The following is a 24,977-nucleotide window of genomic DNA, read 5'->3' on the forward strand; positions in this document are numbered from 1 at the left end:
CCGTATGAGACTGCTTGCGATCGCGGCCATGACGCTGTTGCTCGGCCTAGCCGGCGCGGCCTTCATCGTATGGCCGAGCGTCTCGAGCCAGTTCACGGCGGCCGCCGCGCAACATCGGTTGCGCACGCAGTTGGTGTTCGAGATCGATCGCGAGGCCATTCGGAGCGAGCGCCTCGAAGCGGCGCGGGAGCGGCTCGCCACCGTGATGCGCGTCGTCAGCCCGGCTATTCCGATCGAGTCCGCCTCGATCGCTGAAGGCGCGGTGCGTCTCGAACTGGCGGACAGCAACGACACCCAACGCGCGCTGAGCGCCGCAGGTCGCTACGGCGCCGAGAACGGCGCCCTGGGTCTCGACATCGCATCCCCCGCGCCCGGCGTCCTCGAGGCGCGCGTCAACGACCAGCAGCTCGAAGCGCTCGCCGGCGAAGCTGCAAGTCAGAACGCCGAGATTGTGCGCCGGCGCCTAGCTTCGTTCGGCGACCGAGTATCGGTAGAGGTCACCGAACGCAATCATATCCGCGTGAACGCATCCGCTGTCGACGACATGAACCGACTGCGCACATTGGTCGGCGAAACCGGGCTGCTCACCTTTCACCTCGTGCGCGAGGTCGCGCCGAAGGACATGTCCGCCGGCGCGTTGCCGATCAACACCATCCTCGCTCCGCCGCACCCGATCGCCGGCGACAATGCCGAAGTGGTCGAGCGGCGCGTGCGGCTCACCGGCGACGAGCTGGCGCGCGCCCATCCCAGCACCGATCCGCAGACGGGTGAGTTCGTCCTCTCCTTCCAGCTGAACAGCGAAGGCGCGCGCCGCTTCTGCCGCATCACGCGCGACCACACCGGCGAGCGCTTCGCTATCCTGCTCGACGGACAAGTGCTGACCGCGCCGCGCATCAATGAGGCCATTTGCGGCGGCTCCGGACAAATCTCGGGCAACTTCACGGCTGAAAGCGCCACAACGCTCGCCATCCTGTTGCGCGCCGGCGCTTTGGCCGCGCCGATGAAGCTGATCGAAGAGAGCGCGGAACAGCAGCCGTGAGGCGCAGCCGCCCCTAGCCCGGCGCCCGCCGGCGTGGCAATGTGGCGGCGATCAAAGCAACGATGCGGGGGAGGAATATGGGCGTTGACGCCGGGGCGCTCGGCCTGATGGCGCTCGCACGTTCGAGCGGCGCGGACTTCTCGCGCGTCGTCACCATCGGCCGCCACCGCATGAACGTCTCCAACGACGAGCTGGAAGCATTCTTCCGTCAGCGAAATCGCGCCGACCTCGCCGCCATCGCCCGCGGCGGCTCGCTGCAAGGCTATTGCGAAGAGCTGCTGAAGAGCGCGTTCGAAGCCGGTCTCGTCAAATCCATGGACGCCTCCGATTACGAGCAGGCCGACATCATCCACGATATGAACAAGCCGCTTGACCGCGGCGAGCAATTCTCCGTCGTGCTCGACTTCGGCACCCTCGAACACGTCTTCAACGTGCCCGTTGCGTTCGACAACGTCGCGAAGCTCAGCGCCAAAGGCGCGCACATCCTGCACGTGCTGCCCAGCAACAATTTCGTCGGCCACGGCTTCTATCAATTCTCGCCGGAATTCTTCTATCAGCTCTACGCCCCAGAGCGCGGCTACGCCGGCACGCGCGTGTTCGCCGCGCCCGCCAGCACGCCCGATCTCTGGTACGAAGTGCGCGCGCCGCGCGACGTCGGCCGCCGCGTCGACATCACCAGCCGCGATCAGCTGCACCTGCTGGTGCTGACGCAGAAGACCGGCGAGCCGACGCCCTTGGTCGAACAGCCGATCCAGCAATCGGATTATGTCGCAGCCTGGCAGGCGCCGCGCACGCTGAGCAAGCAAGCGCGCCGCAGCCCGCTCGAGCGCGCCCTGCGCGCCGCGTTCAACACGCTGCGCCACCGCCGCAAGGTGGCGCGGCGCGATGTCTGCAGCAGCCGCGACGACATCACCCCGCACCGTGTGCTGGCGCTGACCGGCTCGTTCTAGCGGCTACTCGACCCGCTCGACCGTATAGCCGCGCGCGCGCAGCTGGGCGACGACGCCGTCCTCGCCCAGCATGTGGCCGGCGCCCACGGCGACGAAATCGACGCCGGCGCCGCGCAGCTCCGCGTCCAGCGTCTCCACCCACGCATCATTGCGGTCGGCGAGCAGCTTTTCGTAGAATTCCGGGTATTCGGTGCGGAACTCGGTCACCACCATGCGTTCGAGCGTCGCGAGATCGCCGGTTTCCCAGGCCGTCGCCATCGTCTCCATCTGCGTGCCGCCCTCGTCGATCTCGTCGAGCGCTTCCAGCACCATCTGGCGCTGCACCTCGTCGCTGAAGCCGGCGAGCATCCGGATCTGCTCTTCCGCCGTCTCGAACGAACGCTGCGTCTTGCCATGCTGATCGGCGTACGCGTCGATCAGACGGTCGGCGCCTTGCGCCGGATCGTAACCCGCCTGCAGCATCGGCATGACCGACAGCGTGACGCCGACCAGCCACGGCTTCATCCGCTCCAGCATCTGCATCTGCAGCCCGAGCCGCTGCGCCGTCGCGGCGATGCGGGCATTCTCCTCGGCGCTGAAATAGCTGGAGAGCGGCCGCCCCTCCTCGGCCATGCCGTGTTGGATCGCCAACGACTGCGTCTGCGCGTCGGTCTCCGGCGAAATGAGCATCTCGGTCCAGACTTCCGCCGCTTCGGCGAGACCGGCCTGCGCCTGCGCCCCGCCCCAGGGCGCGCCCGAGCGACGGATGTGCAGCGTACCGAACAGATACATCGTCGAATCCGCATCGCGCGCCACGAACAGCGCCGGCCCGGGCGGAAATTGCGGCTCGGCGGGCGCCGTGGCGCAGCCCATCAGCAGCGCGCCCGCGGCGGCGAACAAAGTCGTCTTGAGTTTTCCGAGCTTCATCTCGATCCCATTCTCATTCCGCGGCGTCCGCGCCGGCTTCGGCGTCGTCGAAGAATATCTCCTCTATGTGCCGCCCGAACACACGCGAAATCTTGAACGCGAGCGGCAAAGAGGGATCGTAGCGCCCCGTCTCGATCGCGTTCACGGTTTGGCGCGACGCGCCGAGCTTTTCGGCCAGCTCGGCCTGGCTCCACGCCCGTTCGGCGCGGAGCACGCGCAGATTGTTTCTCATGCCAGCTTACCGAACACCGAGGATTCGCCCATCATCTTGGCGGTCACGTAGAAGGTCGCGATGATCTGGACGAAGATCAGCGTCAGATAGAGCGCGGCGGCGTCGATCGGCGGCGCGCCGACAGATGCGTCGACAACAGCCCAGATGAAGGCCCCCATCGTGACCAGGATGGCGGAGATGGAGAACGCGTCGACGACGTGACGCCGCTCCAATTCATCGAAGCCGCGCCACAGCACGATGCTGGCGATGTTGTACAGAACGAAGCCGACAATGGAGCCGATCACCGGCCCGAACGCGGCGCCCTCCCCCGCTTGCCGCGCGACCGCGAGCGCGCCGACCGAAAACGCAAGCCCCAGCATGCCCGCTGCGCTCCAGCCGAACGTGACGCGTTCCGCCTTCAACACATCGAGCGCTTCGGCATCCACTTCCTCGACGTTGATCGCCACGACGGCGCTGCCGCCGATCAGCGCGAGCGCGAGCACCATCAGGCCAAGCACTGCACAGATCCCGGTCATCGCCCACAACAGAATCTCGATGAGGCCCGGCTCGGCTAGCGGCCCGGTCACGGTCTCGATCAGGCCTGGCGCGGCGGCGAACAAGTTGAGGCACATCGCCATGGTGAAGCCGGCGACGGCGCCGAGGCCAGCGTAAATCAGCATGCGCACCAAAACCGGCTTGCCGGGCGCGAGCCACGCGCCGACCAAGAGCGCGGCGAACGAAACCGCGATCGGCGCGAGATAAAGCACCATTGTCGGCAGACCCGCCTCAGCGATCCACGCCGCCGCCTCCGAATCCGGCCGGCCGGTGGCGACGACAAGGGTCGCGGCGAGACCAAGGGTCAGGACGCCATAGGTGCGGGCTTTGGAAGTCTTGGTCTGCGGCATGACAAATCCATTTGCCTAAATGACAAACATATTTGTCATTCGTGCCTATATAGTGTCAAGCATGTTTTCCAAAAGGACGCATATGTTTGTCCTTACCGCCAGGGCGCGAAGTGTTTGGAGAGCTTGAGGCCCTGCCCCTGATAGCTCGAGCCGGACTCGCCATAGAGCCGCTCCACCGGCCCCGACAGCGGCTCGAACACCAGCTTGCCGACCGGCTGGCCGTCCTCGACGATGAACGGCACGTCGCGCGAACGCACTTCGAGCACGGCGCGGCCTTCGTTCGGCGCGATGCCGAAGCCGGGATCGAAGAAGCCCGCATAGTGGGCGCGAAACTCGCCGAGCTCCGGCCGGATTGGCGCCATCTCGGCCGCTTCGTCGGGCGGGATGACGACGTTTTCCTTCGACGCGAAAATGTAGAACTGTCCGGGATCGAGCACGACGCGGCCGCGCCGGGCGTCGAGCGGCTCCCAGAAGTCGCGCGGATCGTAGCCGCCGATGCGGTCGAGATCGATGACGCCGGAATGGCGCTTCGCCCGAAACCCGACCGGGCCCGTCAGCGACAAGTCCATGGTGAAATTGATTTCGCGCTTCGGATGCGGCGGCCCCCGCCGCAGCCGAATTTGCGACAGCCGCGTGCCGGTGCGCGCCAGCACCGAGAACGTGCACGGGGAAATCTCCGCCCACATCGGCCCGTGATAGCCCATCGGAATGTGATCGAACGATTGCGCGCCGTCGGTGATCAGCCGCGTGAACACATCGACGCGGCCGGTCGAGCTTTTCGGATTGGCGGCGGCGTGCATGTGCGCCGGCAGCGTCAGCTCTTCCTGCACCTGCACGAGATAGACACAGCCGGTTTCCAGCACCGCGCCTTTGGTGAGATCGATCTCGTGCATGACGAGTTCACCGTCCAACCGATCGCGCACCTTGGCCCCGGCGCCCGGCAGGAAGCTCGCGCGCAGGCGGTAGGCGGTTTCGCCGAGCCGGAGGTCGAGGCTCGCCGGCTGGATCTGGTCGTCCAGGAACGGCGCGTCGGCGGCGATCCAGCCCTGCTTGATCGCGCGCTTGATTTCTGTGTCCGAGAGAACCCCGTGCGTGGCCGTCACTTTCGCCTCGTTTTCCCCAACGGAGCGCCCTTGCTGGCTTGCATCGGCCGCTTTGTCCAGCGCCCGGACGGGGCTAAGATCAGCCTATGTACGAGCAAGAGACAGCGGGCATGATCGTGCGGGTTGAGCCGGCCTTCCTGGCCGATCAGTCCAAGCCGAGAGAGGGCCGCTTCGTCTGGTCCTACACGATCGAGATCGAGAACCGCACCGGCGATCCGGTGCAGCTCATCTCTCGCTTCTGGCGCATCACCGACGAGAACGGGCTGACGCAGGAAGTGCGCGGCGCCGGCGTGATCGGCGAGCAGCCGGTGATCCCGCCGGGCGAGAGCTTCCGCTACACCAGCGCCGCCCCGCTCGCCGCGCCTTCGGGTGTGATGAGCGGCGCCTATTCGATGCAGCGCGTCGAAACCGGCGAAGCCTTCGACATCGGCGTGCCCCTCTTCGCCCTCGACTCCCCGCACCACTCGCGGCTCGCCAACTAGCCTTCGTGATCGTCGTGTACGCTTTGTGTCTTCGTGTTTAAACACGAGGGCACGAAGACAACACGAGGGCCACGAAGATGAGCGACTTCGCCGCAGCCATGCGCCGCGTCATCACCGGCGACACAGCAAACGGAAACTCCGTCGTCATCGTCGACGGCCCGCCCTCCGGCGAGATCGGCGAGCCGAACCTCGGCGGCTTGTTCGAGATCTGGCACGAAGCGCTCGGCGAGCCGCTCGATCCGAAAGAAGTGCGCGATCGCGGCGAAACGCGCCCGGGGCTCGCGCCGGCGGACGGCCACGTCAAAGTGCGCTGGTTCGTGATCGCGCCGACGCCCGAAGGCGCGCCGCCGCAAATGCTCAAAGACATCGCGCGCCAGCGCTTCGCCGACTTCGACGCGGCCGATTATCTCACCGATCAGGACCGCCACCCGGCGATGCACCAGACCGACAGTCTCGACATCATCTGCCTAATCTCCGGCGACGCCTCGCTCATCCTCGACGACAGCGAAACCCGCCTGAAGCCCGGCCAAATCGTGATCCAGCGCGGCACGTCACACGCATGGACAGCTCACGGCGGCCCGGCGCTGTTCCTCGCCGTGCTGATCGATCGAAAGATGAAGTAGCGCCGCAACACGCTTGCGCTAACGGTCCGAACAAGCGCCCCGGCCAGAGCGAAGCGGAGAGCCGGGGCCCAGAGGTCATAGCGCGATAGCGGGCTCACGGGGTGGCCCAACACGCGACTTCTGCATTTCGCCGAGAACCGCCGTCCAGTCTTTATGTAGCGCCCCTCTTTTTGGTCATGTCCTATCACGTCTCGATGAGGCTTCTCTCGACGTGGTGCTTTAAGGACGGGGCATCTTTCGTATAAGTCGAGCTACTCCCCACGCGATTAGCCCCAGAGCCGCCATCGGCGTCACCAAAAGGGCAATCGCAACGATTGTCAGCGCCACGGCCCAACTGTTCGTCGTGGCAATAGTCAGCGCCGCGTAGGCTGAGGGTATCAGCAACAGAACGCCGACAACGATTAGGACGATAGCAGAGCGCCTATCCATGACGCTAAAGCATGACCCCTGCCGGGCTTTTTCTCAAGCCGCAGCGCAACGCGCCGACGCGATTCAATCCGGTCAATAACTAAGCACCCTGGCACGAAGTCGCCGAAAAACGGAAGAGCCCCAACCTCTATCGACAGCGCCGCGTACACCCGCCCCGCGCGCCACACGCGCATGCGTCCCTCACTGCCGGTCGGCCCGTGCGCGTCTTCCCTCGTTGCGTTGCGCGCTCTCGCGGCTTTGCGCGAAATCTGGGAAGGTTTCCGCCAACGGCGCGCGATCCGGCAAGACGTAGAACACCCCGCCCCGCTCGAACGTCGGACGGATGATCCGCTCGTAGAACTCGGGCGAGACGTTGATGCAGCCATGGGTGATGCGGTTGTCGTCCGGCGAAGGCGATGCAAGGCGTTCGCCGCGCCTCTCGGTCGGGCCGTCAATGAGAGGGTGGATGGAGACCGCGGACTCGTAGTCCACCCACAGCACGCGCCCTGCGTCGATCGACGGACCGAATCCGCCGACGAAGCGGCCGGCAGGCGTTGTGCGATCCCGCCCCGGGATTGCGCGCAACGCGAGCCCCGCGATGCCAGGCGCCGTATGATCTCCGACCGCAGATCCAAACAGCCCCGGCGCCGCGCCGCGAAGACGGCCATCGCGCCCGAACACCAAAATCTGCGCCGCGCGCTTGTCGATGATCGCGAACGGGTAGCCTTGGCTATCCCTGCTCGCGACAACCCAGCCGGCGAGCTCAATCGCGGTGCCGGACACATCCTGGCCCGCGGGGAGTTGATCGGCGGCGGAAACGGACTGCGCGCTGGCATCCTCGGCCTCGGCCACGCCGAAGGTCGCGAATGCCAGCGCCAGCGAGCCGAGAACGGCCCTAGTTGTAAGGTGCGTCCACATACCCATGAGGCGGTTCCTTAGAACGAGGTCCCGAGTCAAACCGTCGTCACGAAGTGTGCGCGACGCGATTAACCGCGCGGCCTGCGGGCCGGTTGCGTTTCGAGTTGCTGGATGCGGCCCTCGATTTCGTCCAGCCGCTGGTTGGCGCGCTGCGCCGACTGATTGGCGGCTTGGGAGTTCTGGGCCGCGGTCTGCACTTGCGCGTCGATGGAATCGAGGCGTGCATTGATATTGGCAATATCTTCTCTGGTCGCGCAGGCGCCCAGGCTCAGAGTCGCGACAATCACGACGCCGAGGGTACGGGCCGTCGTCAGATGCTTCATCATAGGCATTCTAATATCCCTCATTCTACCCGACCTAAAGGTGCGGAACGCAGCTTACGCCCACCCCACGGCGGTCGCTGCCCCCGACGGGCCTAAACCCCGGTAGCCAGTTATGGTTCCTCTAAGCATCAAGCCACCCCTCGCGCGGTTACAAAATCCTAAGCTCCAGCGGCGGGAACATCCCAGCAGCGCCGCGTGACGCCAGCCTCTCCGCGCAAGGGCCGATTTCTCATCCGCCCTGCGGTTCGACCTCCTTCCGGCCAACGGCGGAACAGCGCCAATTTGCCGAAGCACGTCCATCCGTCCCTCTCCTTTTCGCGGTTTATCGATCTCCGCTTGCTCCCCACCCGTTCGCGCGAAGACGCCTCGAACGCGCCCTGACTTTAGGGGGCGAGGCGGGCCCGAGATTGGGAGTGAAATCGATGAGCGGACATGCAACGCGCAGGTCGCTGCTGCGGCAAGCTGCGGCCCTCGGCGCGGCTCTCGCTTTCGGTCAGAGTTGCGCCCACACGCCGACCGGTCCGCGCATCGAACGGCGCGACCTCTATCCGCAAGGCGTGGCGTCAGGCGATCCCGCGTCGGATAGCGTGATCTTGTGGACGCGGCGCGCGCCGGACGCTGGCGCGAGCGCGCACCGGCTGATGGTGGAGGTCGCCGGCGACGAGGCGTTCACGCACATCGTCGCGCGCGGCGATGTGGAGGTCAGCGCGGCGACCGATTGGACGTGCCGCTTCCTTGCCGCGGGGCTCAGGCCCGCGCGCGAATATTGGTATCGCTTCGTCGACGAAGCCGGAAACACCAGCCGCGTCGGGCGCACGCTCACCGCGCCCGCATCGAACGACGATCGCCCGGTGCGCTTCGCGTTCGTCAGCTGTCAGGACGTCACCATCGGCGCGCTCAACGCCTATCGGCGTATGATCTACGAGGACGTGCGCCGCCCGCGCGCCGAACAGATGAGCTTCGTGTTGCACCTCGGCGACTTCATCTACGAGATCGTAAAATACCCCGAGGACGGCCGAGACGGCAGGGATCGCGGCCGCCGGTTGCGCGACGTCGTGCGCTATCCGACCGGCAAGAGGGTGCGCAACTTCAATTTCCCAGCCGATCTCGAGGATTATCGCACCGTCTATCGAAGCTATCTCACCGATCCCGATTTGCAGGATGCGCGCGCGCGTTGGCCGTTCGTGCCGGTGTGGGACAATCACGAATTCGCGTGGCGCGGCTACCAAGGTATGTCGAAACTCTTCAATGACCCGGCGGAACCAGCGCAAACACTGAAAGTCGCAGCGAGCCAAGCCTGGTACGAATACCAGCCCGCGCGCGTCGTCAAACCCGGCGCGGGCGATGCGTTCGAGGCGCCCGCCGTGACGAACACGCCGCTTGGAGAAGTGGACGCGCGCGGCCTCAGCCACGAGCCGAACAACATCACCGCGATCCAGGCGCTGCGGATCGAGCGTGCGTTCCGGTTCGGCAAGAACGTCGACATGATCTTGACCGACAATCGCTCGTACATGTCGGCGCCGCTCGACGGCTCGAACCTGCCCGTGCCGGACTTCGGCTTCACGCCGGAGATCGCCAACGACGTTCTGGAGGCGGGCCGCGAGTACAATAACGGCTCGCCGCCGGCCACCATCCGCCTTGGCGCAACAGAAGTCCCCAACCCACAAATCAACGAGCCGCCGCAAGCCTATCTCGGCGTCGAACAAATGCTTTGGTTCAAGGACCGCTTGCGCACAGCAGAGGCGCCTTGGAAAATCTGGGGCCATTCGTTCGGGACGCTGACGGCGCGCAGCGATCCGCAAAACCTACCGCCCGAATTCTCGGCGATGTGGCCAAGCCCCGAATATGGCGACTACTATCGCTCCTACGTGGTGGAGCACGGCGAGATTTTCCGCATGGTGCGCGATGAGGGAATCACGGGGTTTGCGATCGTCGTGGGCGACAGGCATTCGTTCTGGGCCGGCTATCCGAGTGAGACGTTGCCGCCGCTGCCGTTTGAACCGGTGGGCGTTGAATTCGTCACCGGGTCGATCTCGGCGCAGAACGCTGCTGAAGTGCAGGCGCTGACGTTTCCGCGCGACAACCCGCTGCGGCCGTTCTACGTGCATGACCGCCCCGATGGCGCGACGCAGTGCGCGCTGAACACGACGCTGCTCCACGGCGTGCGCGCGGCGCTCACGCTGCGCGACACCGATGATCCGGCGCAGGCGCGCGCAGCGCGCAACCCGGATAACGCACCGCACCTCTCCTTCCTCGACTATGGCGGCTACGGCTACGCCACGGTGCGTGCTTCGCCCGACGAACTGGAGACGGAGTTCGTCTGCATCCCGCCGCCGCTGGAGCGGAGCGAAACCGAGGACGGCGGCCCGCTGCGCTACCGTGTCGTGCATCGCGTCGCGCGCTGGGCGCCAGGCGCACGCCCCCAGATGCGCCGCGAAATGGTTGAGGGCGACGTCGAGCTGTCGATCTGACTACCGGTGGGTCCGCCCCGCCGCTCAGCGCTTCTTCTTCGCCGCTTTCTTCCGCGCTCCGCCGCGCGGCATCGCCACCGCCTTTCCCGGATTGCTCAACGCGACTTCGATCGCCTTCGCATCCTCGGTGCGTTCGGCTTCGCCGGCGGCGAACAGATCGCGCGTCACGTCCCAAGCTTCGAGCGCGGCTTTTTTCGAACTCGTCGCGACCACGTACTCGTCGAAGCCGATCTTCGTGCGGAAGACCTTCAGACCTTTGACGAGCTTCGCCATGGCGGGCGTTAGAGCGACATGCCGAACAGCGCGACCGCCAGCAGCATCAGCACGGCCGCGGCGAGCACCGACAGATGCACGAGGTCTTGGCTGGTGTCGTCGGACGGATCGAACATGGGAAACTCCCCTGTCGGGCGAACGCGCGAACCGCGCCGAAGTTGCCTCGCAACGCGCAATATCCAGGGGATAGGCGGGTTCAACGATCTGAAAACAACCAGACCTCCCCTCGCCCCGCAAAGCGGGGGAGGGACAGCGGGCGAAGCCCGCAGGGAGGGGGAAACACACCGTCCCTCCCGTCGGCTGCGGCGACACCCTCCCCGCTGCAGAGCAAGGGAAAAACGCAAACAAAAACGCCGCGGCCCGTTCGCCGCGGCGCTTTAGTCTCTACAGGGGTAGTCTTTTTACATCGCCGCGAGGCGCAGCATGCGGCGCAGCTCGTCCGGCTGGCTGGCGCGGCGCTTCTTCGCCTGGCTCGGCTGATACGCCAGCCGCGCATGATCGGCGCAGTACGGGCCGTTGCACGAAGCGCGGCCGCAGAACGCGAAGCTCGCGTCGGTCGGGTCGCCGATCGGGTACTTGCACATGCTCTCGTTGAGCGTGAGCACGCTGGCGGTCTTGCCGTCCTCGAACTTCACCGGTTCGAGCTCCGGAATGACCACGGTCGGCAGGTGCGACGGCGCCCGCAGACGCGGCGCGCTCGGGCCGACGATGCGCGGACGGGCCGTGCGGACCGGGCGCTTGGCCGGGCGCGACGGCGTCGCGCGGCCGGCGAGGCCCAGACGGTGCACTTTGCCGATCACGGCGTTGCGGGTAACCCCGCCCAATTGTTTCGCGATTTGGCTGGCGGACAAACCCTCAGCCCAAAGCTTGCGTAGCGTGGCTACGCGGTCATCAGTCCACATGCTCAAGCCCCCTTGGCCCATGGCCTTGCCCGTGTCTGACAAGGTAAAGACACACTCGCGCTTCTGGAGAGCGAAAGTCAATCTGTTGCGGTCGGTTCTTTGGGGATACACCATATGATGTAGCGTTATCCCCAAATCGGTAATCTTTTCCTAACAGGCAACTCAAGGGCTGCTCCTCGCGGCCAACGCACATTATCTGTGGCGCGACGGGCGCTTAGCGCGGCCGGTATGGTTAATGGGCGCTTACAAGCGTTAAGAATTTATGAAAGGCGCGTTCTCGTTATGGACACACAAGTCGTTGCGCCGCCGCTCGCCAGCCGCCGCTATGGCGGCGTCAATTGGCTCGGCCTGAAGACGCTCACGCAGCGCGAGATCCAGCGCTTCCTCAAAGTCGGCATGCAAACGGTGTTCGCGCCCTTGGTGCAGACGCTGCTGTTCATGATGGTGTTCGGCCTCGTGCTGCGCGGCGGCGCCTGGCCGGGCACCGAGCGCGCTTACGCCGACGGATTGGCGGCCGGCCTCGTGATGATGTCGATCCTGTCGAACGCGTTTCAGAACGCCTCGTCGTCGATCGTGATCGCCAAGGTGCAGGGCAACGCGGTCGACTTCCTGATGCCGCCGCTCTCGGCGCTCGAACTCACCATCGCCTTCATCGTCGGCGCCGCCGCGCGCGGCATCCTCGTCGGCGCAGCAAGTCTGCTCGCGGTGTCATGGCTCGCCAACATCACGCCGGCCGAACCTTTGGCGGCGCTCTATTACGGCGTCGTCGCCTCGGTGATGTTCGGCGCCATCGGCCTCATGGGCGGCATCTGGGCCGACAAGTTCGATCACATCGCCGCGGTCACCAACTTCATCGTCGTGCCGCTTACCTTCCTCTCCGGCACCTTCTACTCGACCGACGTCCTGCCCGAACCCTTCCGCACGCTCTCGCACTACAACCCGGTCTTCTTCCTCATCGACGGGTTCCGCTACGGCTTCATCGGCTCCCACGACGCGCCGCTCATGCTCGGCGCCGCGATCTCCGGCGCCCTGACCCTCGCGCTCTGCTGGGCCTGCTGGGCGATGCTGAAGAGCGGGTACCGGCTGCGTTCGTGATCGTACTCGTAACGCTCTCTCTACTGGTCGGATGCTGGTTGGGCTTGTCGCTCGCTCGATGGATCGGAGCTCGCACGTGGCCAAGACTATTAGTGGTCCTTGTTTGGGCGTCAGCGCTCGTCTTGCTTGCGATCGCCTTGTCCGCACATCACGGAAATTGCGCTGGCCGTGACGATGGCGTGACGGAGGACGTGATCCCAGAGCCGCGTGTATTTGCGCAGCTTGGAGTGGCGTGGGCGAGTGCGCTTCTCGTCGCGATCTGTTGCGGGTTCTCAGCGCGCCTCCTTCTCACGTGCGACTGGCTGGCACTTGGAATCGGCATCCTCAACTTAAGCATCTGCTGCGCGACGGCTGTCATCCTCTTCGATCCAGCGGTATTCACCCCTTGCGTGCCGACTCCACTGACCTGATTCAACGGTTCAACGCCGCCGCCAGCTTCGGCAGAAACACATCCATCCGATAATCAACGTCCGAGTGATCGTCGTCGTATTCCTCGTACGTATGCGCGATGCCGGCGGCCTTCAGCTTCGCGGCAAACCTGCGCATGCCGTAATGGATGCGGAATTGATCGTGGTTGCCGCAGTCCATGTAGAGCAATTTGAGGCCGCGCAGATTCTCGCCGAGCGTATCGAACATCACGACCGGGTCGTGCTTCATCCAATTGTCCCAGCGCTCGGGTATGAGCTCGGCCGTGTGCGGATCGAGCGGCAGGCGCATCGAGCGGAATTGCGTCGGATCGGGATCGTAGAACGCGCTCATGGCGAGGTTCATCAGCGTCATGCGGTCCTTGCCGTCGAGTTTGGGCTTCGTCTCCAGATGCGTGATATAGCGCTCGATCGAATAGTCGTGCTTCCGCAGCCGCTCGAGGTCGTCATAGAACGTCGGGATGAACACCGCATCGAAGCCCATGTCGCCGCTATTGATGGCGATAGCGCTCCAGACGTCGCTCCGGTTCATGCCGTGCCAAGCGGCGCCGTAACCGCCGGAGGATTTGCCGAACACGCCGCGCCGGCCCGCTCCGCCGCAAGCGAAGCGCTGCTCCACAAACGGCACGATCTCGTCGCAGACATAATCGCCGTAGCGGCCGCTGCCCGCGCTGTTGAGATACTGGTTGCCGTAGAGCTTGGTGAAGCAATCGGGAAAGGCGACGATCGCGCGCGCCATGCCGGCATGCGCCAAGCGGTCGAGCCGCTCCGGGACATTCTCGCCGTAATCCTTCCAGCTCGTGTGCTTCAGCCCCGAACCCCAATAGCCGGTGAGATCGACCAGAAGCGGCAGCCGCTCCGCCGCCGTCCAGCCCGGCGGCGTCCAGACATGCAGCTCGCGCTCGGCCGGATCGCCAAGCGGATTGCCCTTCAGCACCTCCGAGCTGTGCCAAAGCCGATGCACTTCGCCGCGTGGCAGGGAATGGTCTCGTCTCATAAATTGTTGATTATACCGACCGCTTGACCTTGCAAGCGGCGCGGACCAGAACCCCGCCTTCCCCAGCCTTCCGAGAGCCAAAATGAGCGCCGCAGAAAGCCATATCCTTCCCGTCTACGCCCCGCCGGAGCAGATTTTCGTGCGCGGCGAAGGCTGCTGGATCTGGGACGACAAGGGCGACAAATATCTCGACTGCATCGCCGGCATCGCCGTGAATGCGCTCGGCCACGCCCCGCCTGTGCTGCAGAAGGCGCTGACCGAGCAGGCGTCGAAGCTCTGGCACACCTCGAACATGTTCAAGGTGAAAGGCCAGGAAGAGCTCGCCGCCAAGTACGTGCGCGACAGCTTCGCCGACGTCGTGTTCTTCACCAACAGCGGCACCGAAGCGATCGAAGGCGCGCTGAAGACGGCGCGCAAATATCACACCGCGAACGGCAATCCCGAGAAGATCGACATCATCGGCTTCCAAGGCTCGTTCCACGGCCGCTCCTATGCGGCGATCAACGCGAGCGGCAATCCGAACTATCTCGAAGGCTTCGGCCCGCGCCTGCCCGGCTTCATCCAGGCGCCGTTCGGCGACCTGGAAGAAGTGAAGAAACTCGTGGGGCCGACGACGGCGGCGATCATCATCGAACCGGTTCAAGGCGAAGGCGGCGTGCGCGCGGTGAGCGACGAATTCCTGCGCGGCCTCAGGAAGCTCTGCGACGACAACGGCGCGCTCCTCATCTTCGACGAAGTGCAGTCAGGCGCCGGCCGCACCGGCCGGATGTGGGCGCATCAATGGAGCGGCGTGACGCCTGACATCATGGCTGTCGCCAAAGGCGTCGGCGGCGGCTTTCCGATGGGCGCATTCCTGGCCACTAAGGAAGCGGCCAAAGGCATGGTGAAGGGCGTGCACGGCACCACGTTCGGCGGCAATCCGCTGGCGATGGCGGTCGGCAACGCCTGCTACGACGAACTCTCGAAGCCGGAATTCCTCGAGCGTGTGAACGTCGTCGCGAACCACCTCGGCCAGGCGCTCGAAGGCATTAAGGATCGTCATCCCGAACTGGTCGTCGCCGTAACCGGCAAAGGCCTGTTGCGCGGCTTGAAGCTGAAGATCGATCCGAAGGGCATCCAAGGCAAACTGCGCGACCGCAAGGTGCTGGTCGGCGTCGCCGGCGACAACGTGCTCCGCCTCGCGCCGCCGCTGGTGATCGACGAAGAGCAGGTTCGCCAAGCCATCGATGCGATCGACGCGGTGCTGGCGGCGCAGATGGCGGAAGCTGGTGCGTAACGAGTGCGCGCCGGTGCGTGGCGTCGCCCTTCGACAGGCTCAGGGTGACGCCATTGTCAAACCGGTCTGCTTCAACGGCAGCGTCAGCCTGAGCTTGTCGAAGGCAACGCGGGAAATAGCGCCATGAACCCAGAGGTCCGCCACTTCCTCGACATCAGCGCCATGAGCGCCGAAGAACTGCGCGCCATCCTCGACGAAGCGCATGCGCGCAAGGCGGCGCGGCTCGACTGGCCGAAGGCGAAGCGCGACGACGACGCCCCGCTCGACGGCTATGCCTTGGCGATGATCTTTCAGAAGAACTCGACACGCACGCGCGTCTCGTTCGAGATCGGCATGCGCCAATTGGGCGGCGTCTCGATCGTGCTCGATGCCGCCAGCACGCAGCTTGGCCGCGGCGAGACGGTGGAAGACACCGCGCGCGTGCTCTCGCGCATGGTCGATGCGGTGATGATCCGCGCCAACTCGCATCAGGACGTGATCGATTTCGCGCTCGCGAGCGATGTGCCGGTGATCAACGGCCTCACCGATCTCTCGCACCCGTGCCAGATCATCGCCGACATCCAGACGATCGAGGAGCGCGCGGGCGCCATCGCCGGCAAGACCATCGCCTGGCTCGGCGACGGCAACAATGTCTGCACCTCGTTCATCCACGCGGCCGAGAAGCTCGACTTCAAGCTACGGATCGCCACGCCGCCGGCGTACGCCGCGCGCGCGCAAGAGGTGGCCGCGGCGAAAGCAGCCGGCGCGGACATCGAGGTCGGAATTGACGCACGCGAGGCGGTCGAAGGCGCCGATGTCGTCGTCACCGACACCTGGGTGTCGATGGGCGATACCGACAAGGACGCGCGCCTAGCCGCGTTCCCGCCTTACGCGGTCGACGAGAAGCTGATGCAGGCGGCGGCGCAGGATGCGCTGTTCCTGCATTGCTTACCCGCCCACCGCGGCGAAGAAGTCGCCGACGCCGTGATGGACGGCCCGCAATCGGCAGTCTGGGACGAAGCCGAGAACCGCATCCATGCGCAGAAAGCCGTGCTGATGTGGTGCCTGGGAAAGCTCTAGGCGCTCGCCTATCTAAGTCGCTTCCAATGTCCCTCGCCACAACCACTCCGGCGCAGAGCGCCTCCGACGACATCGTCGCCGCGTTCAGCCTCGATCGCGCGCCGGTGCGCGGGCGCACAGTGCGCGTCGGCGCCGGCGCGCTCGATCCGATCCTGCGCCGGCACGACTATCCGCGCCCGGTGGCGATGCTTCTCGGCGAGGCGCTGACGCTCGCGGCGCTCGTCGGCTCGCTGCTCAAAGCCGAGGGCCGCCTCGTCGTGCAGGCGCAGGGCGAAGGGCCCGTGGCGTTGCTGGTGGCGGAGTATACGCCCGGCGGCGGCTTGCGCGGCTATGCGCGCATGGCCGAAGGCGCGGCGGACAAGCTAAGCCAGGCGAAGCGGATGGCGCCGGCAACGTTGCTGGGCGCGGGCAATCTCGTGCTCACGCTCGACCAGGGCGAGAACAAGACCTCGTACCAGGGCGTCGTGCCGCTCGACGGCGAGACGCTGGCGGCGTGTGCGGAAAACTACTTCCGCGTCAGCGAGCAGACTGACACCTGCATCCGTCTCGCCGTCGGCGAAGTCTATGCGGGCGATGCGCCCCCGCTCTGGCGCGCCGGCGGGATGCTGATGCAGCGTCTGGCCGGCGATGAAGCGCGCGGCGACACCGGCGAAGACTGGAACCGCGCCTCGCTGCTGTTCGCCACGTTGCGCGATGAAGAACTGATCGATCCCGCCCTGCCGGCCGATCGCCTGCTCTATCGGCTCTTCCACGAGGAAGGCGCGCGCATGGATACGCCCACGCCGCTGGAAGACCGCTGCACCTGCGACGAGGAACGCCTCACCAATGTGATGCGGCAATTCCCGAAAGAAGAGCTGCACGACCTGATCGAACCCGACGGCATGCTGCACGCGCGCTGCCAGTTCTGTTCGCGCCAATACCTGATCGATCCAAAGGAGGTCGGCGCCGCTTAGTGCGAGAGCAGGAGCGGCAAGCGGCCATGGCCGAGCAGCTCGCGGGTGACGCCGCCGAAGACGAATTCGCGGGCGCGCGAATGGCCGTAGGCGCCCAACACCATGAGATCGGCGCCGATCGCGATCGCATCGTCCTCGAGCGCCTTGGCGTGGCTGCGCCCGAGGCCATCGACATTGCGCACGTCCGCCACGACGCCGTGGCGCTTGAGATGATCGGCAAGTTCGCGGCCCGGCCGCTCGACATGCCCGCCCGGACTCGGCGTCGCATCGACGGTCGTGACGACGACCTTGGTCGCGGCCTGTAACAACGGCATGGCGCCGGCAATCGCGCGCACCGCCTCCTGGCTCGCATTCCATCCGATCACGATCGTGTCGAAGCGCCTGACCCGGCTCGCTTCCGGCGTCAGCAGCAGCGGCCGGCCCGACCTGAACAGCACATCCTCGATCAAGGCTTGCCGCGCGCGCGCATGCGTGCCGGCGCGTGTTGCGACGATCAGATCGGCCATGCGCGCGTGCGCGGCGATGCGGTTCTGGTCGACGGCGCTCTCGATGGTCAACTGGCGAAGGTCGAACTCCTGTTGCTGAGCGCCGAGCCAGGCGGCGAGGCGCTCGTGCTCCTGCGCGGCCGCCGAGCGCGCCCCGGCCAGCAAATCCTCGAGCACGGCCGAGAGCGGCTGCGCTCGCTCGGCGTACTCGGACGAAACATGCACGGCGAGAACCATCGCCGTGGCTCGCGCTTCAAACTGCGCCGCAAGCGAGGCGGCGGTCTCCAGCGCGGCTTGATCGCTGTCGATCGAGATGACGGGAACGAGGATGTCTCTGAAGGCCATATCAGTGCGCGAGCAGCAGGTTAGGCCCATCCGCCGCGTGCACAAGGGCGCGCGTGGTGCCGCCCAGCACCATTTCGAACAGGCGCGGCCGGCCGTAGGCGCCGGCGACGAGCAGCTCGCAGCTTTCCTTGCGCGCCGCGTCCAGCAGCGACTGCGCGACGTGCCCACCATGAAGTGTGCGCGTCTCCACCTTCGCGACGCCGTGCAGAGCGAGATAGGCGCCCAAGCGCGCTGGGTCGCCGCCGGCTTCGCTCTCGGGCGTCTGATCGTCGACGTTGCGCAAGATCACGACGCGCGAAGCGGCTTGCAGCAGAGGCAGCGCTGCGCGCGCAGCGCGGGCGGCCTGGGCGCTGCCGTCCCAGGCGACGGCGACTGCGCCGTTGTCGAACGCGCCCTGCTTCACCAGGAAGCACGGCGCGCGCGTGGCGAGCAGCGTCTCGGCGAAAAGGCCGCCAAGGCCTGCCGAAGCGGCGACGGACGCGCCGAACAGGACGAGGTCGGCGAGAACGGCCGCCGGCGCCAACGCCACCGCCGGCTGCAGCGCGCGCTGCTCGACCGTCATTGAGGCGGCGCCGGGCGTCGCGATCGACTTCAGCCCTTCAGCGGCGATGATCTCGTCGGCGAGCGCCTGGATGCGCTGCTGTGCGGCGCGTTCGGACTCCGCGATCTGTTCGGGGATCACCGAACTCGATTGCAGCGTGAGGCCGTAATAGACGAGGTCGGCTGCTGGGTCGGGGAACGCAGGCATCACCCGCACGTGGGCGCCGTGGCGCTGCGCGAACTTAGCCGCAGCGCGAAAAACATCCGCATCCTCGGGAGCGCCGGAAGCCACGGTCAGAATCGACTTGAAGCTCATGTTCGGTTCCCTTCCGCTGAAACGGGAACTACGAGGCCGCGCCGACAAGGTGCCATCGCAATTCCGCGCCCATTTGCGTTACACTACCCGGCCATGAAGCGCTTGTTCCTCGTCGCCGTGTTGATCTCGATCAGCGCTTGCGCCTCGCAAGCGCAAACCGCCGAACAGACGCCGGAGGCGCGCGGACAGGCGCTGGTCGAAACCAATTGCGGAAGCTGCCATGCGACCGGGCCGGCGGGCGAAAGTCCGGCGCCGGAAGCGCCGCCATTCAGGACGTTGTCGCAGAACTACAGAGTCGCCGATCTCGAAGAAGCGTTGGCGGAAGGCATCAGCGTCGGCCATCCGGCCATGCCGCAATTCCAATTCGAGCCCGAAGACGTGAACGCGATCATCGTCTATCTGCAGTCGATACAAACGCAGCCGCCGCCGGCGGAATAATCAAACGCGCTTAGGGAGCTGCGCCGGCGGCCGCTGTCAGGCCGCTTCGATGTCGAGCGCATAGCCGGCGCTGCGGACGGTGCGGATGGGATCGGTTTCTTCGCCGACCATCAGCGCCTTGCGCAGGCGGCCGATGTGAACATCGACGGTGCGCGCTTCGACATAGACATCCGAGCCCCAGACGGCGTCGAGCAATTGCTCGCGGCTGAAAACGCGGCCGGGGTGCTGCATCAGGTGGTCGAGGATACGGAATTCGGTTGGGCCCAGATGCACGTCGCGCGCGCCGCGTTTCACCCGGTGCGAGACGCGGTCCATGACGATATCGCCGGCGACGACCTTGTCGTCGGCCAGCGCGGGGCGGATACGGCGCATCACGGCGCGAAGGCGCGCGAGCAATTCACTCATCGAGAACGGCTTGGTGATGTAATCGTCGGCGCCGATATCGAGGCCGCGGATGCGGTCGCTCTCCTCGGTGCGGGCGGTGAGCATCACGATCGGCGTGTTGCGCGTGTCCTGACGCGCGCGCAAGCGCCGGCAGACCTCGATCCCCGGCGCCTTCGGCAGCATCCAGTCGAGCACGACAAGATCGGGCGCGGTCTCGTCGGCCGCCATCAGCGCCTCTTCGCCGTCGGTTGCGACGGAGACGCGATAGCCTTCCTTCTCGAGATTGTATTTCAACAAGTCGGCAAGCGCCGCCTCGTCCTCGACCACCAGCACGTGTGGAGCTTTGGCCATCGCTGAGCAATCCTGCTAGTCAGATGCCTCCGCATCGGCTCTGGGCCGCTGCGTCGCGATTTCCTCACCCGTGACCAGGAAGTGGATGTACTCGGCAATATTGGTGCCGTGATCGCCGATCCGTTCGAGATTCTTGGCGATGAAGAGCAAGTGCGCGCAGGAGCTGATCGTGCGCGGATCCTCGATCATGTAGGTCAAAAGTTCGCGGAACAGCGAATTGTAATGTGCGTCGATGTTGTCGTCGCCGTTCCACACATTGATGGCCGCCTGCAGATCCTTGTTGGCGTAGGCGTCGAGCACCTGCTTCAGGTGCGCGGCGGCGATCTTGCCCATGCGCTCGGCGCTGCGCGTGAGCTGGATCGGCTCGGCCTGGTTCAGGATCAAAGTGCGCTTGGCGATGTTCTTGGCGAGATCGCCGACGCGCTCCAGTTCGCCGGCGATGCGCCAGGCGGTCAGCACGACCCGGAGATCGCTCGCCATCGGCTGGCGCAGCGCGAACAGCTTGATGGCGCGGCGCTCGACCTCGCGCTGGGCGTGGTCGATCTTGGCGTCGCGCTCGATGACGCTCTGCGCCAGCTGGGTGTCGCGGCGGCCAACGGCGGAAAGGCTGTCGTTGACGGCGGTCTCGGCGAGACCGCCCATGCGCGCGACTTCCTGGGTCAGCGCGTCCAGCTCTTCGGTAAATGCTTTGACGGTGTGTTCGGCCATGGTCGCTTTTACTCGGCGGGCAAGCGCTGGCGATGCCGCGCTCTTCTTGGGCTTCAGCGCGGCCATGAGACTAGCCGAACCGGCCGGTGATGTAATCCTGTGTGCGCGTATCGCGCGGATTGGTGAATATCTCCTCGGTCGCGCCGGTCTCGACCAGCTTGCCGAGGTGGAAGAACGCCGTCTTCTGCGACACCCGCGCGGCCTGCGCCATCGAGTGCGTGACGATGACGATGCAGTAGTTCGCGCGCAGCTCGTCGATCAGTTCTTCGATCTTGGCGGTGGCGATCGGGTCGAGCGCCGAGCACGGCTCGTCCATCAGGATGACATCCGGGTTCACCGCCACGGTGCGGGCGATGACAAGGCGTTGCTGCTGGCCGCCCGAGAGACCGGTGCCGGGCTGGGCGAGCCGGTCCTTCACCTCTTCCCACAGGCCGGCGCGGCGGAGCGAGCGCTCGACGATCTGGTCCATGTCGGTCTTCGACTTGGCCATCCCGTGGATGCGCGGCCCGTAGGCGACATTGTCGTAGATCGATTTCGGAAATGGATTCGGCTTCTGGAACACCATGCCGACGCGGGTGCGCAGCACGACGGGGTCGACCGTCTTGGCGTACGCGTCCTTGCCTTCGATTTGAATCGAGCCGCTGACTCGGGCGTTCTCGATCAAGTCGTTCATGCGGTTGAAGCAACGCAGGAACGTGGTCTTGCCGCAGCCCGAGGGACCGATGAAGGCGGTGACCGCGCGGTCAGGGATGTCGATCGAAACATCGTGCAGCGCCTGCTTCTCGCCGTAGAAGACGTTCACGTCGCGGGCGTTGATCTTCACCGGCGCGCCGGTGAGTTCGCCGGCGGCGGCTCTCACGGTCGGAGCGGTCATCGACAAACTGGTCATCGCGCGCTCGGCTCCGGCGGAAGAAAATTCCATGACGCACCCCTGACGGGCAGACCTCGCGGCCGCCGACTCGCCCACTCCCCACGGGACGCCTCTCTAGGGGCGTTTCGTGACACTGATGTGAAACGGCCCCTGCGAAGCATCAGTCCTCCCCTGCCGATTCCACATAGGCGGCGAAGGCTGAGCCGCGCCCGGGCCGGCTCTCGACCAGGAACCCGCCGCGATGGCGGTTGATGATATGCTTGACGATGGCGAGGCCTAACCCGGTGCCGCCACGTTCGTTGCCGAGCTCGCGCTCGACCCGGAAGAAACGCTCGGCCAGGCGCGGCAGGAAGTGCTCTTCGATGCCGGGACCGGCGTCCTCCACGCGGACATAGGCGTAGGAGACGTTCGCGGCCGCGGCCGGCGTCAGGATCGCGACGCGGCCGGCATTGTCCCAGCGGCGGCCGGCGCGGAGGCAGGTCTCTTCGCGATCGCCGCCCTCGGCCACTTCGACAACCACCTCGCCGCCTGCGGGCGTGTATTTGGCGGCGTTGTCGACAAGGTTCTGCACCACCTGCGCCAGCTGAAAGCGTTCGCCGACCACCCTGACCGGGCCGGCCGGCTCGATCAGCCTGATGCGCACGTCACGCTCGGCGGCGACAGGCGCGAGCGCGTCGATCACTTCGCGCGCGACGGCGGCGAAATCGGCGCGGTCGGAGGGCGGGACGTGCTCGTCGAGCTCAATGCGCGAAAGCGACAGGAGATCGTCGATCAGGCGGCGCATGCGGTCGGCCTGCACTTGCATCATGGCGAGGAAGCGGTCGCGGTCGGCGGCGCTTTCGCGCGCCGGGCCGGCGAGCGTTTCGATCAGCAAAGTCAGCGAAGCGAGCGGGGTGCGCAGCTCGTGGCTGGCGTTGGCGAGGAAGTCCGCGCGCATGCGCTCGGTGCTGATTCTCGCGGTTTGATCGTGAAAAACCAGCATCGCGGCGCGTTCGGAGCCCCAGTTCATCGGCGCCACGTAACAGCGCATATGACGCTCGACCTGGAGCGCGCTCTCGTATTCGACCGCGCGCGTCTCGCCTTCGCGCATCGCCGCCTGCACCGCTTCGAGCACGTCCGGATGGCGCAAGATCGAGGTCAGAAACTGGCCGCGCGCTTCGAACTGCATTTGCCGGCGCGCGGCGGCGTTGGAGCTGACGATGCGGCTCTCGGCGTCGATCAGCAGCGCCGGATCGGGCAGCGCTTCAAGCAGCGGGGCAAGTTCGGCGAGGCCGACCAGCTCGATCTCGTCGTCGGCGCGCGATTGGATCGTGAAGCGCCTGCCCTCGCGGAGCGCCCAATAGCAGGCCGCCCCCGCGAGCAGCATCAGCACGGCGGCAGAGGCGTCGGTGGCGAACGCGAACAACGCCGCGAGCGCGGCCAGGCTCGCCGCCGCCCAGGCCGCGGCCGGAATGCGCTCGAGCCGCCAGCGGCGGGCGCCGGTTTCGTTGAATGCCATCGGGCGGGGCTTAGGCCCTGGGGGCGGAGTCGCCAAGGGCGCGCGGCGGCGATGTCGGTTCGGGCCGGTTTGGGACGTCATAAGGCGGGAGCCCGGTCGTTCGGCGTGGAAATCGGCGCATTCGTCGTGGGACAGCAGGGTCCGCATCCAAAAGCGACAGCGCCGGCATCCAAGCAGCGACAGGGGACGTACGCCTAGCCGGCAGAGAACGAAACCTTATCGAATTTCAATATAGGTTTATTGACTTTCGAGAGGGCCAGGACTAGAGCGGGTGCTGCGAGGGAACATGAAATACGGGGTGCGTCTCTGGATCGGCTTGGGGCTCATGGCCGCCGCCGGCTCATGCGCGGGACGCAACCTGCCGCCGGAGCCGGACAGCTACGTCGCGGCTGACGCAATCGGCGCCGAGCGCGCTGCCGAGCTGGCAGCTTCCCCAGCGGCAACATGGCTCGACGACATGAACTCTCCGGAGATGTCGACACTGGCGCGCGAAGCGCTCGCAGGCAGCCCGGATCTGCAAATCGTCGAAGCGCAGTATCGCGCGGCGCGCTGGCGTGCGCGCGGTTCTTTCGGAAGCAATTTGCTGCCGAGCCTCGAAATCGGTGTCGACGGCACACGCGAAGAAGAGCCGACCCCCGGCTCCGACGAGCGCGTGCGCACTGAATTCATGACGTCGAGCGTCATCGCGCGCTGGGAGATCGACTTGTGGGGCCGCCTGGCTTCACGCGCGCTGGCTTCGGATTTGAACGCTGACGCGGCCGAAGAGGATTTGAACGGCGCGCGGCTCTCGGTGGCGGGCCAAACCTCGCGCGCCTGGGTCGACTTGATTGAAGCGCAGCAATTGCTGGCGCTGGCGCAAGAAGATCTGCAGACGCGCGAGCGCGCGCTCGATCTGACGCAACGCCGCTATGACGCGGGCATCGCGACGTCGCTGGCGCTGCGCACAGCGCGGAGCCAAGTGGCGTCGGCGCGCGCCTTCGAGGCGCAGGCGCAGGATTCGCTGCTGATCGCCTCGCGCCGGCTGCAGGAACTCATGGGCCGCTATCCCGACGGCACGTTGCGTGCGGAAGGCCAACTGCCGCAACTGGCGCCGCTTGCGGCCGCCGGTGCGCCGGCCGATTTGCTCGAGCGGCGGCCGGACGTGCTCGCTTCGGAAAATCGCATGCGTGCAGCGGGCTTCCGCATGCACGAAGCGCGCGCGGCGATGCTGCCGCGGCTGACCCTGACCGGCACCGCCGGCAATTCGGGACAAGGCATCAACGACATCGACGACAGCGCGAACATGGTCTCAAACCTGATCGCCGGGATCACCATGCCGATCTTCAACGGCGGCGCCCTGTTCTCCGAATCGCGCGCCACAGTCGCCGACCGTCGGGCCGCGGCGGCGGACTACGTGCGCACCTCGATCGCGGCGTGGCGCGAAGTCGAAGGCACGATCAGCGCCGACCAGAGCCTCGAAGTGCGCGAGACGCAATTCGCGATCGCCGCCGACGAAGCGCGCGAAGCGCAAGCATTGGCCGAGCGCGAATATGCGCGCGGCGTCGCCACTTTGTTCGAGCTGATCGACGCCTACACGCGCCGCATCGACGCAGAGCGCGGCCTCATTCAGGCGCGCGCAGCGCGCGTCTCCAACCGCATCACCTATCACGTCGCCTTGGGCGGCGGCGCCCGCACGGGCGGCATCGACGAAGACCGGGAATTGGCGCCATGAACATGATGGAT

At 66.0% G+C, this 24,977-nt stretch carries 26 protein-coding genes; 11 read left to right on the top strand and 15 right to left on the bottom strand.

What is annotated here, in order from left to right; translation table 11 throughout:
* Window positions 1-4: 4 nt before the first annotated feature.
* Together VEA80_RS15500 and VEA80_RS15505 are read left to right on the top strand one after the other, a co-directional pair.
* Window positions 5-1,039, top strand: a complete 1,035-nt coding sequence (locus VEA80_RS15500; protein WP_325061672.1) for a preprotein translocase subunit SecD — start codon at window positions 5-7, stop codon at window positions 1,037-1,039.
* 77 nt (window positions 1,040-1,116) lie between these two features.
* Window positions 1,117-1,989: a hypothetical protein gene (locus VEA80_RS15505; protein WP_325061673.1), complete on the top strand. Its 873-nt coding sequence runs from the start codon at window positions 1,117-1,119 to the stop codon at window positions 1,987-1,989.
* Between the two features lie 3 nt (window positions 1,990-1,992).
* Here the strand turns inward: VEA80_RS15505 and VEA80_RS15510 are convergent, their stop codons facing one another.
* From VEA80_RS15510 to VEA80_RS15525, 4 genes are all read right to left on the bottom strand, one after another.
* Complete coding sequence (locus VEA80_RS15510; protein WP_325061674.1) at window positions 1,993-2,895, bottom strand: TraB/GumN family protein; 903 nt, start codon at window positions 2,893-2,895, stop codon at window positions 1,993-1,995.
* Between the two features lie 13 nt (window positions 2,896-2,908).
* Window positions 2,909-3,127: a helix-turn-helix transcriptional regulator gene (locus VEA80_RS15515; RefSeq protein WP_325061675.1), complete on the bottom strand. Its 219-nt coding sequence runs from the start codon at window positions 3,125-3,127 to the stop codon at window positions 2,909-2,911.
* Window positions 3,124-4,011 carry a hypothetical protein gene (locus tag VEA80_RS15520; RefSeq protein WP_325061676.1) on the bottom strand — a complete coding sequence of 296 codons (888 nt, stop codon included), beginning with the start codon at window positions 4,009-4,011 and terminating at the stop codon, window positions 3,124-3,126. Before VEA80_RS15520 ends, VEA80_RS15515 begins: the two co-directional genes overlap by 4 nt.
* Window positions 4,012-4,103: 92 nt before the next feature.
* On the bottom strand, window positions 4,104-5,114 hold the full coding sequence (locus tag VEA80_RS15525; RefSeq protein WP_325061677.1) for a 2'-deoxycytidine 5'-triphosphate deaminase: 1,011 nt from the start codon (window positions 5,112-5,114) through the stop codon (window positions 4,104-4,106).
* 86 nt (window positions 5,115-5,200) lie between these two features.
* Here VEA80_RS15525 and apaG point away from each other — a divergent pair, with 86 nt between their 5' ends.
* A complete protein-coding gene (apaG, locus tag VEA80_RS15530; RefSeq protein WP_325061678.1) occupies window positions 5,201-5,596 on the top strand; it encodes a Co2+/Mg2+ efflux protein ApaG in 396 nt (131 codons plus the stop codon).
* Between the two features lie 77 nt (window positions 5,597-5,673).
* The gene (locus tag VEA80_RS15535) at window positions 5,674-6,219 is read left to right on the top strand and encodes a cupin domain-containing protein (RefSeq protein WP_325061679.1); all 546 of its coding nucleotides are present in this window, start codon (window positions 5,674-5,676) and stop codon (window positions 6,217-6,219) included.
* 609 nt (window positions 6,220-6,828) lie between these two features.
* Here VEA80_RS15535 and VEA80_RS15540 read toward each other — a convergent pair.
* Together VEA80_RS15540 and VEA80_RS15545 are read right to left on the bottom strand one after the other, a co-directional pair.
* The gene (locus VEA80_RS15540) at window positions 6,829-7,506 is read right to left on the bottom strand and encodes a hypothetical protein (protein ID WP_349257274.1); all 678 of its coding nucleotides are present in this window, start codon (window positions 7,504-7,506) and stop codon (window positions 6,829-6,831) included.
* Between the two features lie 107 nt (window positions 7,507-7,613).
* Entirely contained in the window at window positions 7,614-7,877 is a 264-nt protein-coding gene (locus VEA80_RS15545; RefSeq protein WP_349257271.1) for a hypothetical protein, read from the bottom strand.
* A 413-nt stretch (window positions 7,878-8,290) separates the two neighbouring features.
* Between VEA80_RS15545 and VEA80_RS15550 the strand changes: the two genes are divergently transcribed.
* Window positions 8,291-10,339 (top strand): alkaline phosphatase D family protein, encoded by a 2,049-nt coding sequence (locus tag VEA80_RS15550; RefSeq protein WP_325061682.1) that lies wholly within the window; start codon window positions 8,291-8,293, stop codon window positions 10,337-10,339.
* Between the two features lie 24 nt (window positions 10,340-10,363).
* Here the strand turns inward: VEA80_RS15550 and VEA80_RS15555 are convergent, their stop codons facing one another.
* Window positions 10,364-10,612 carry a hypothetical protein gene (locus VEA80_RS15555; RefSeq protein WP_325061683.1) on the bottom strand — a complete coding sequence of 83 codons (249 nt, stop codon included), beginning with the start codon at window positions 10,610-10,612 and terminating at the stop codon, window positions 10,364-10,366.
* Window positions 10,613-11,013: 401 nt separating this feature from the next.
* Window positions 11,014-11,514 (bottom strand): GcrA family cell cycle regulator, encoded by a 501-nt coding sequence (locus VEA80_RS15560; RefSeq protein WP_325061684.1) that lies wholly within the window; start codon window positions 11,512-11,514, stop codon window positions 11,014-11,016.
* 282 nt (window positions 11,515-11,796) lie between these two features.
* Between VEA80_RS15560 and VEA80_RS15565 the strand changes: the two genes are divergently transcribed.
* Window positions 11,797-12,609, top strand: coding sequence for an ABC transporter permease (locus tag VEA80_RS15565; RefSeq protein WP_325061685.1), 813 nt, complete (start codon window positions 11,797-11,799; stop codon window positions 12,607-12,609).
* Between the two features lie 411 nt (window positions 12,610-13,020).
* On the opposite strand, the gene VEA80_RS15570 is transcribed toward VEA80_RS15565, so the two are convergent.
* Window positions 13,021-14,031 (bottom strand): alpha/beta hydrolase, encoded by a 1,011-nt coding sequence (locus VEA80_RS15570; RefSeq protein WP_325061686.1) that lies wholly within the window; start codon window positions 14,029-14,031, stop codon window positions 13,021-13,023.
* Between the two features lie 82 nt (window positions 14,032-14,113).
* On the opposite strand from VEA80_RS15570, the gene VEA80_RS15575 reads away from it, so the two are divergent.
* The 3 genes from VEA80_RS15575 (at window position 14,114) to VEA80_RS15585 (ending at window position 17,319) form a co-directional block, all read left to right on the top strand.
* Entirely contained in the window at window positions 14,114-15,307 is a 1,194-nt protein-coding gene (locus VEA80_RS15575; RefSeq protein WP_325061687.1) for an aspartate aminotransferase family protein, read from the top strand.
* A gap of 123 nt (window positions 15,308-15,430) precedes the next feature.
* Entirely contained in the window at window positions 15,431-16,366 is a 936-nt protein-coding gene (gene argF, locus VEA80_RS15580; RefSeq protein WP_325061688.1) for an ornithine carbamoyltransferase, read from the top strand.
* Window positions 16,367-16,392: 26 nt separating this feature from the next.
* Entirely contained in the window at window positions 16,393-17,319 is a 927-nt protein-coding gene (locus VEA80_RS15585; protein WP_325061689.1) for an Hsp33 family molecular chaperone HslO, read from the top strand.
* Here the strand turns inward: VEA80_RS15585 and VEA80_RS15590 are convergent.
* Together VEA80_RS15590 and VEA80_RS15595 are read right to left on the bottom strand one after the other, a co-directional pair.
* Window positions 17,316-18,149 carry a universal stress protein gene (locus tag VEA80_RS15590; RefSeq protein WP_325061690.1) on the bottom strand — a complete coding sequence of 278 codons (834 nt, stop codon included), beginning with the start codon at window positions 18,147-18,149 and terminating at the stop codon, window positions 17,316-17,318. The two genes, VEA80_RS15585 and VEA80_RS15590, sit on opposite strands and share 4 nt — an antisense overlap.
* Window position 18,150: 1 nt before the next feature.
* Window positions 18,151-19,005 (bottom strand): universal stress protein, encoded by an 855-nt coding sequence (locus tag VEA80_RS15595; RefSeq protein WP_325061691.1) that lies wholly within the window; start codon window positions 19,003-19,005, stop codon window positions 18,151-18,153.
* A 93-nt stretch (window positions 19,006-19,098) separates the two neighbouring features.
* On the opposite strand from VEA80_RS15595, the gene VEA80_RS15600 reads away from it, so the two are divergent.
* Window positions 19,099-19,443, top strand: a complete 345-nt coding sequence (locus VEA80_RS15600) for a cytochrome c (RefSeq protein ID WP_325061692.1) — start codon at window positions 19,099-19,101, stop codon at window positions 19,441-19,443.
* Between the two features lie 36 nt (window positions 19,444-19,479).
* Here the strand turns inward: VEA80_RS15600 and phoB are convergent, their stop codons facing one another.
* The 4 genes from phoB to VEA80_RS15620 all read right to left on the bottom strand — a co-directional run bounded on the left by phoB (window position 19,480) and on the right by VEA80_RS15620 (window position 23,255).
* Window positions 19,480-20,178, bottom strand: coding sequence for a phosphate regulon transcriptional regulator PhoB (phoB, locus tag VEA80_RS15605; protein WP_325061693.1), 699 nt, complete (start codon window positions 20,176-20,178; stop codon window positions 19,480-19,482).
* A gap of 15 nt (window positions 20,179-20,193) precedes the next feature.
* A complete protein-coding gene (gene phoU / locus VEA80_RS15610) occupies window positions 20,194-20,886 on the bottom strand; it encodes a phosphate signaling complex protein PhoU (protein ID WP_325061694.1) in 693 nt (230 codons plus the stop codon).
* A gap of 70 nt (window positions 20,887-20,956) precedes the next feature.
* Complete coding sequence (pstB, locus tag VEA80_RS15615) at window positions 20,957-21,760, bottom strand: phosphate ABC transporter ATP-binding protein PstB (protein WP_325061695.1); 804 nt, start codon at window positions 21,758-21,760, stop codon at window positions 20,957-20,959.
* Between the two features lie 157 nt (window positions 21,761-21,917).
* Complete coding sequence (locus VEA80_RS15620; protein ID WP_325061696.1) at window positions 21,918-23,255, bottom strand: ATP-binding protein; 1,338 nt, start codon at window positions 23,253-23,255, stop codon at window positions 21,918-21,920.
* Between the two features lie 286 nt (window positions 23,256-23,541).
* Between VEA80_RS15620 and VEA80_RS15625 the strand changes: the two genes are divergently transcribed.
* Complete coding sequence (locus VEA80_RS15625; RefSeq protein ID WP_325061697.1) at window positions 23,542-24,966, top strand: efflux transporter outer membrane subunit; 1,425 nt, start codon at window positions 23,542-23,544, stop codon at window positions 24,964-24,966.
* Window positions 24,967-24,977 lie beyond the last annotated feature (11 nt).

Origin of the sequence: Vitreimonas sp., from assembly GCF_035627415.1 — a bacterium.
Taxonomy (GTDB): Bacteria; Pseudomonadota; Alphaproteobacteria; order Caulobacterales; family Aquidulcibacteraceae; genus Vitreimonas.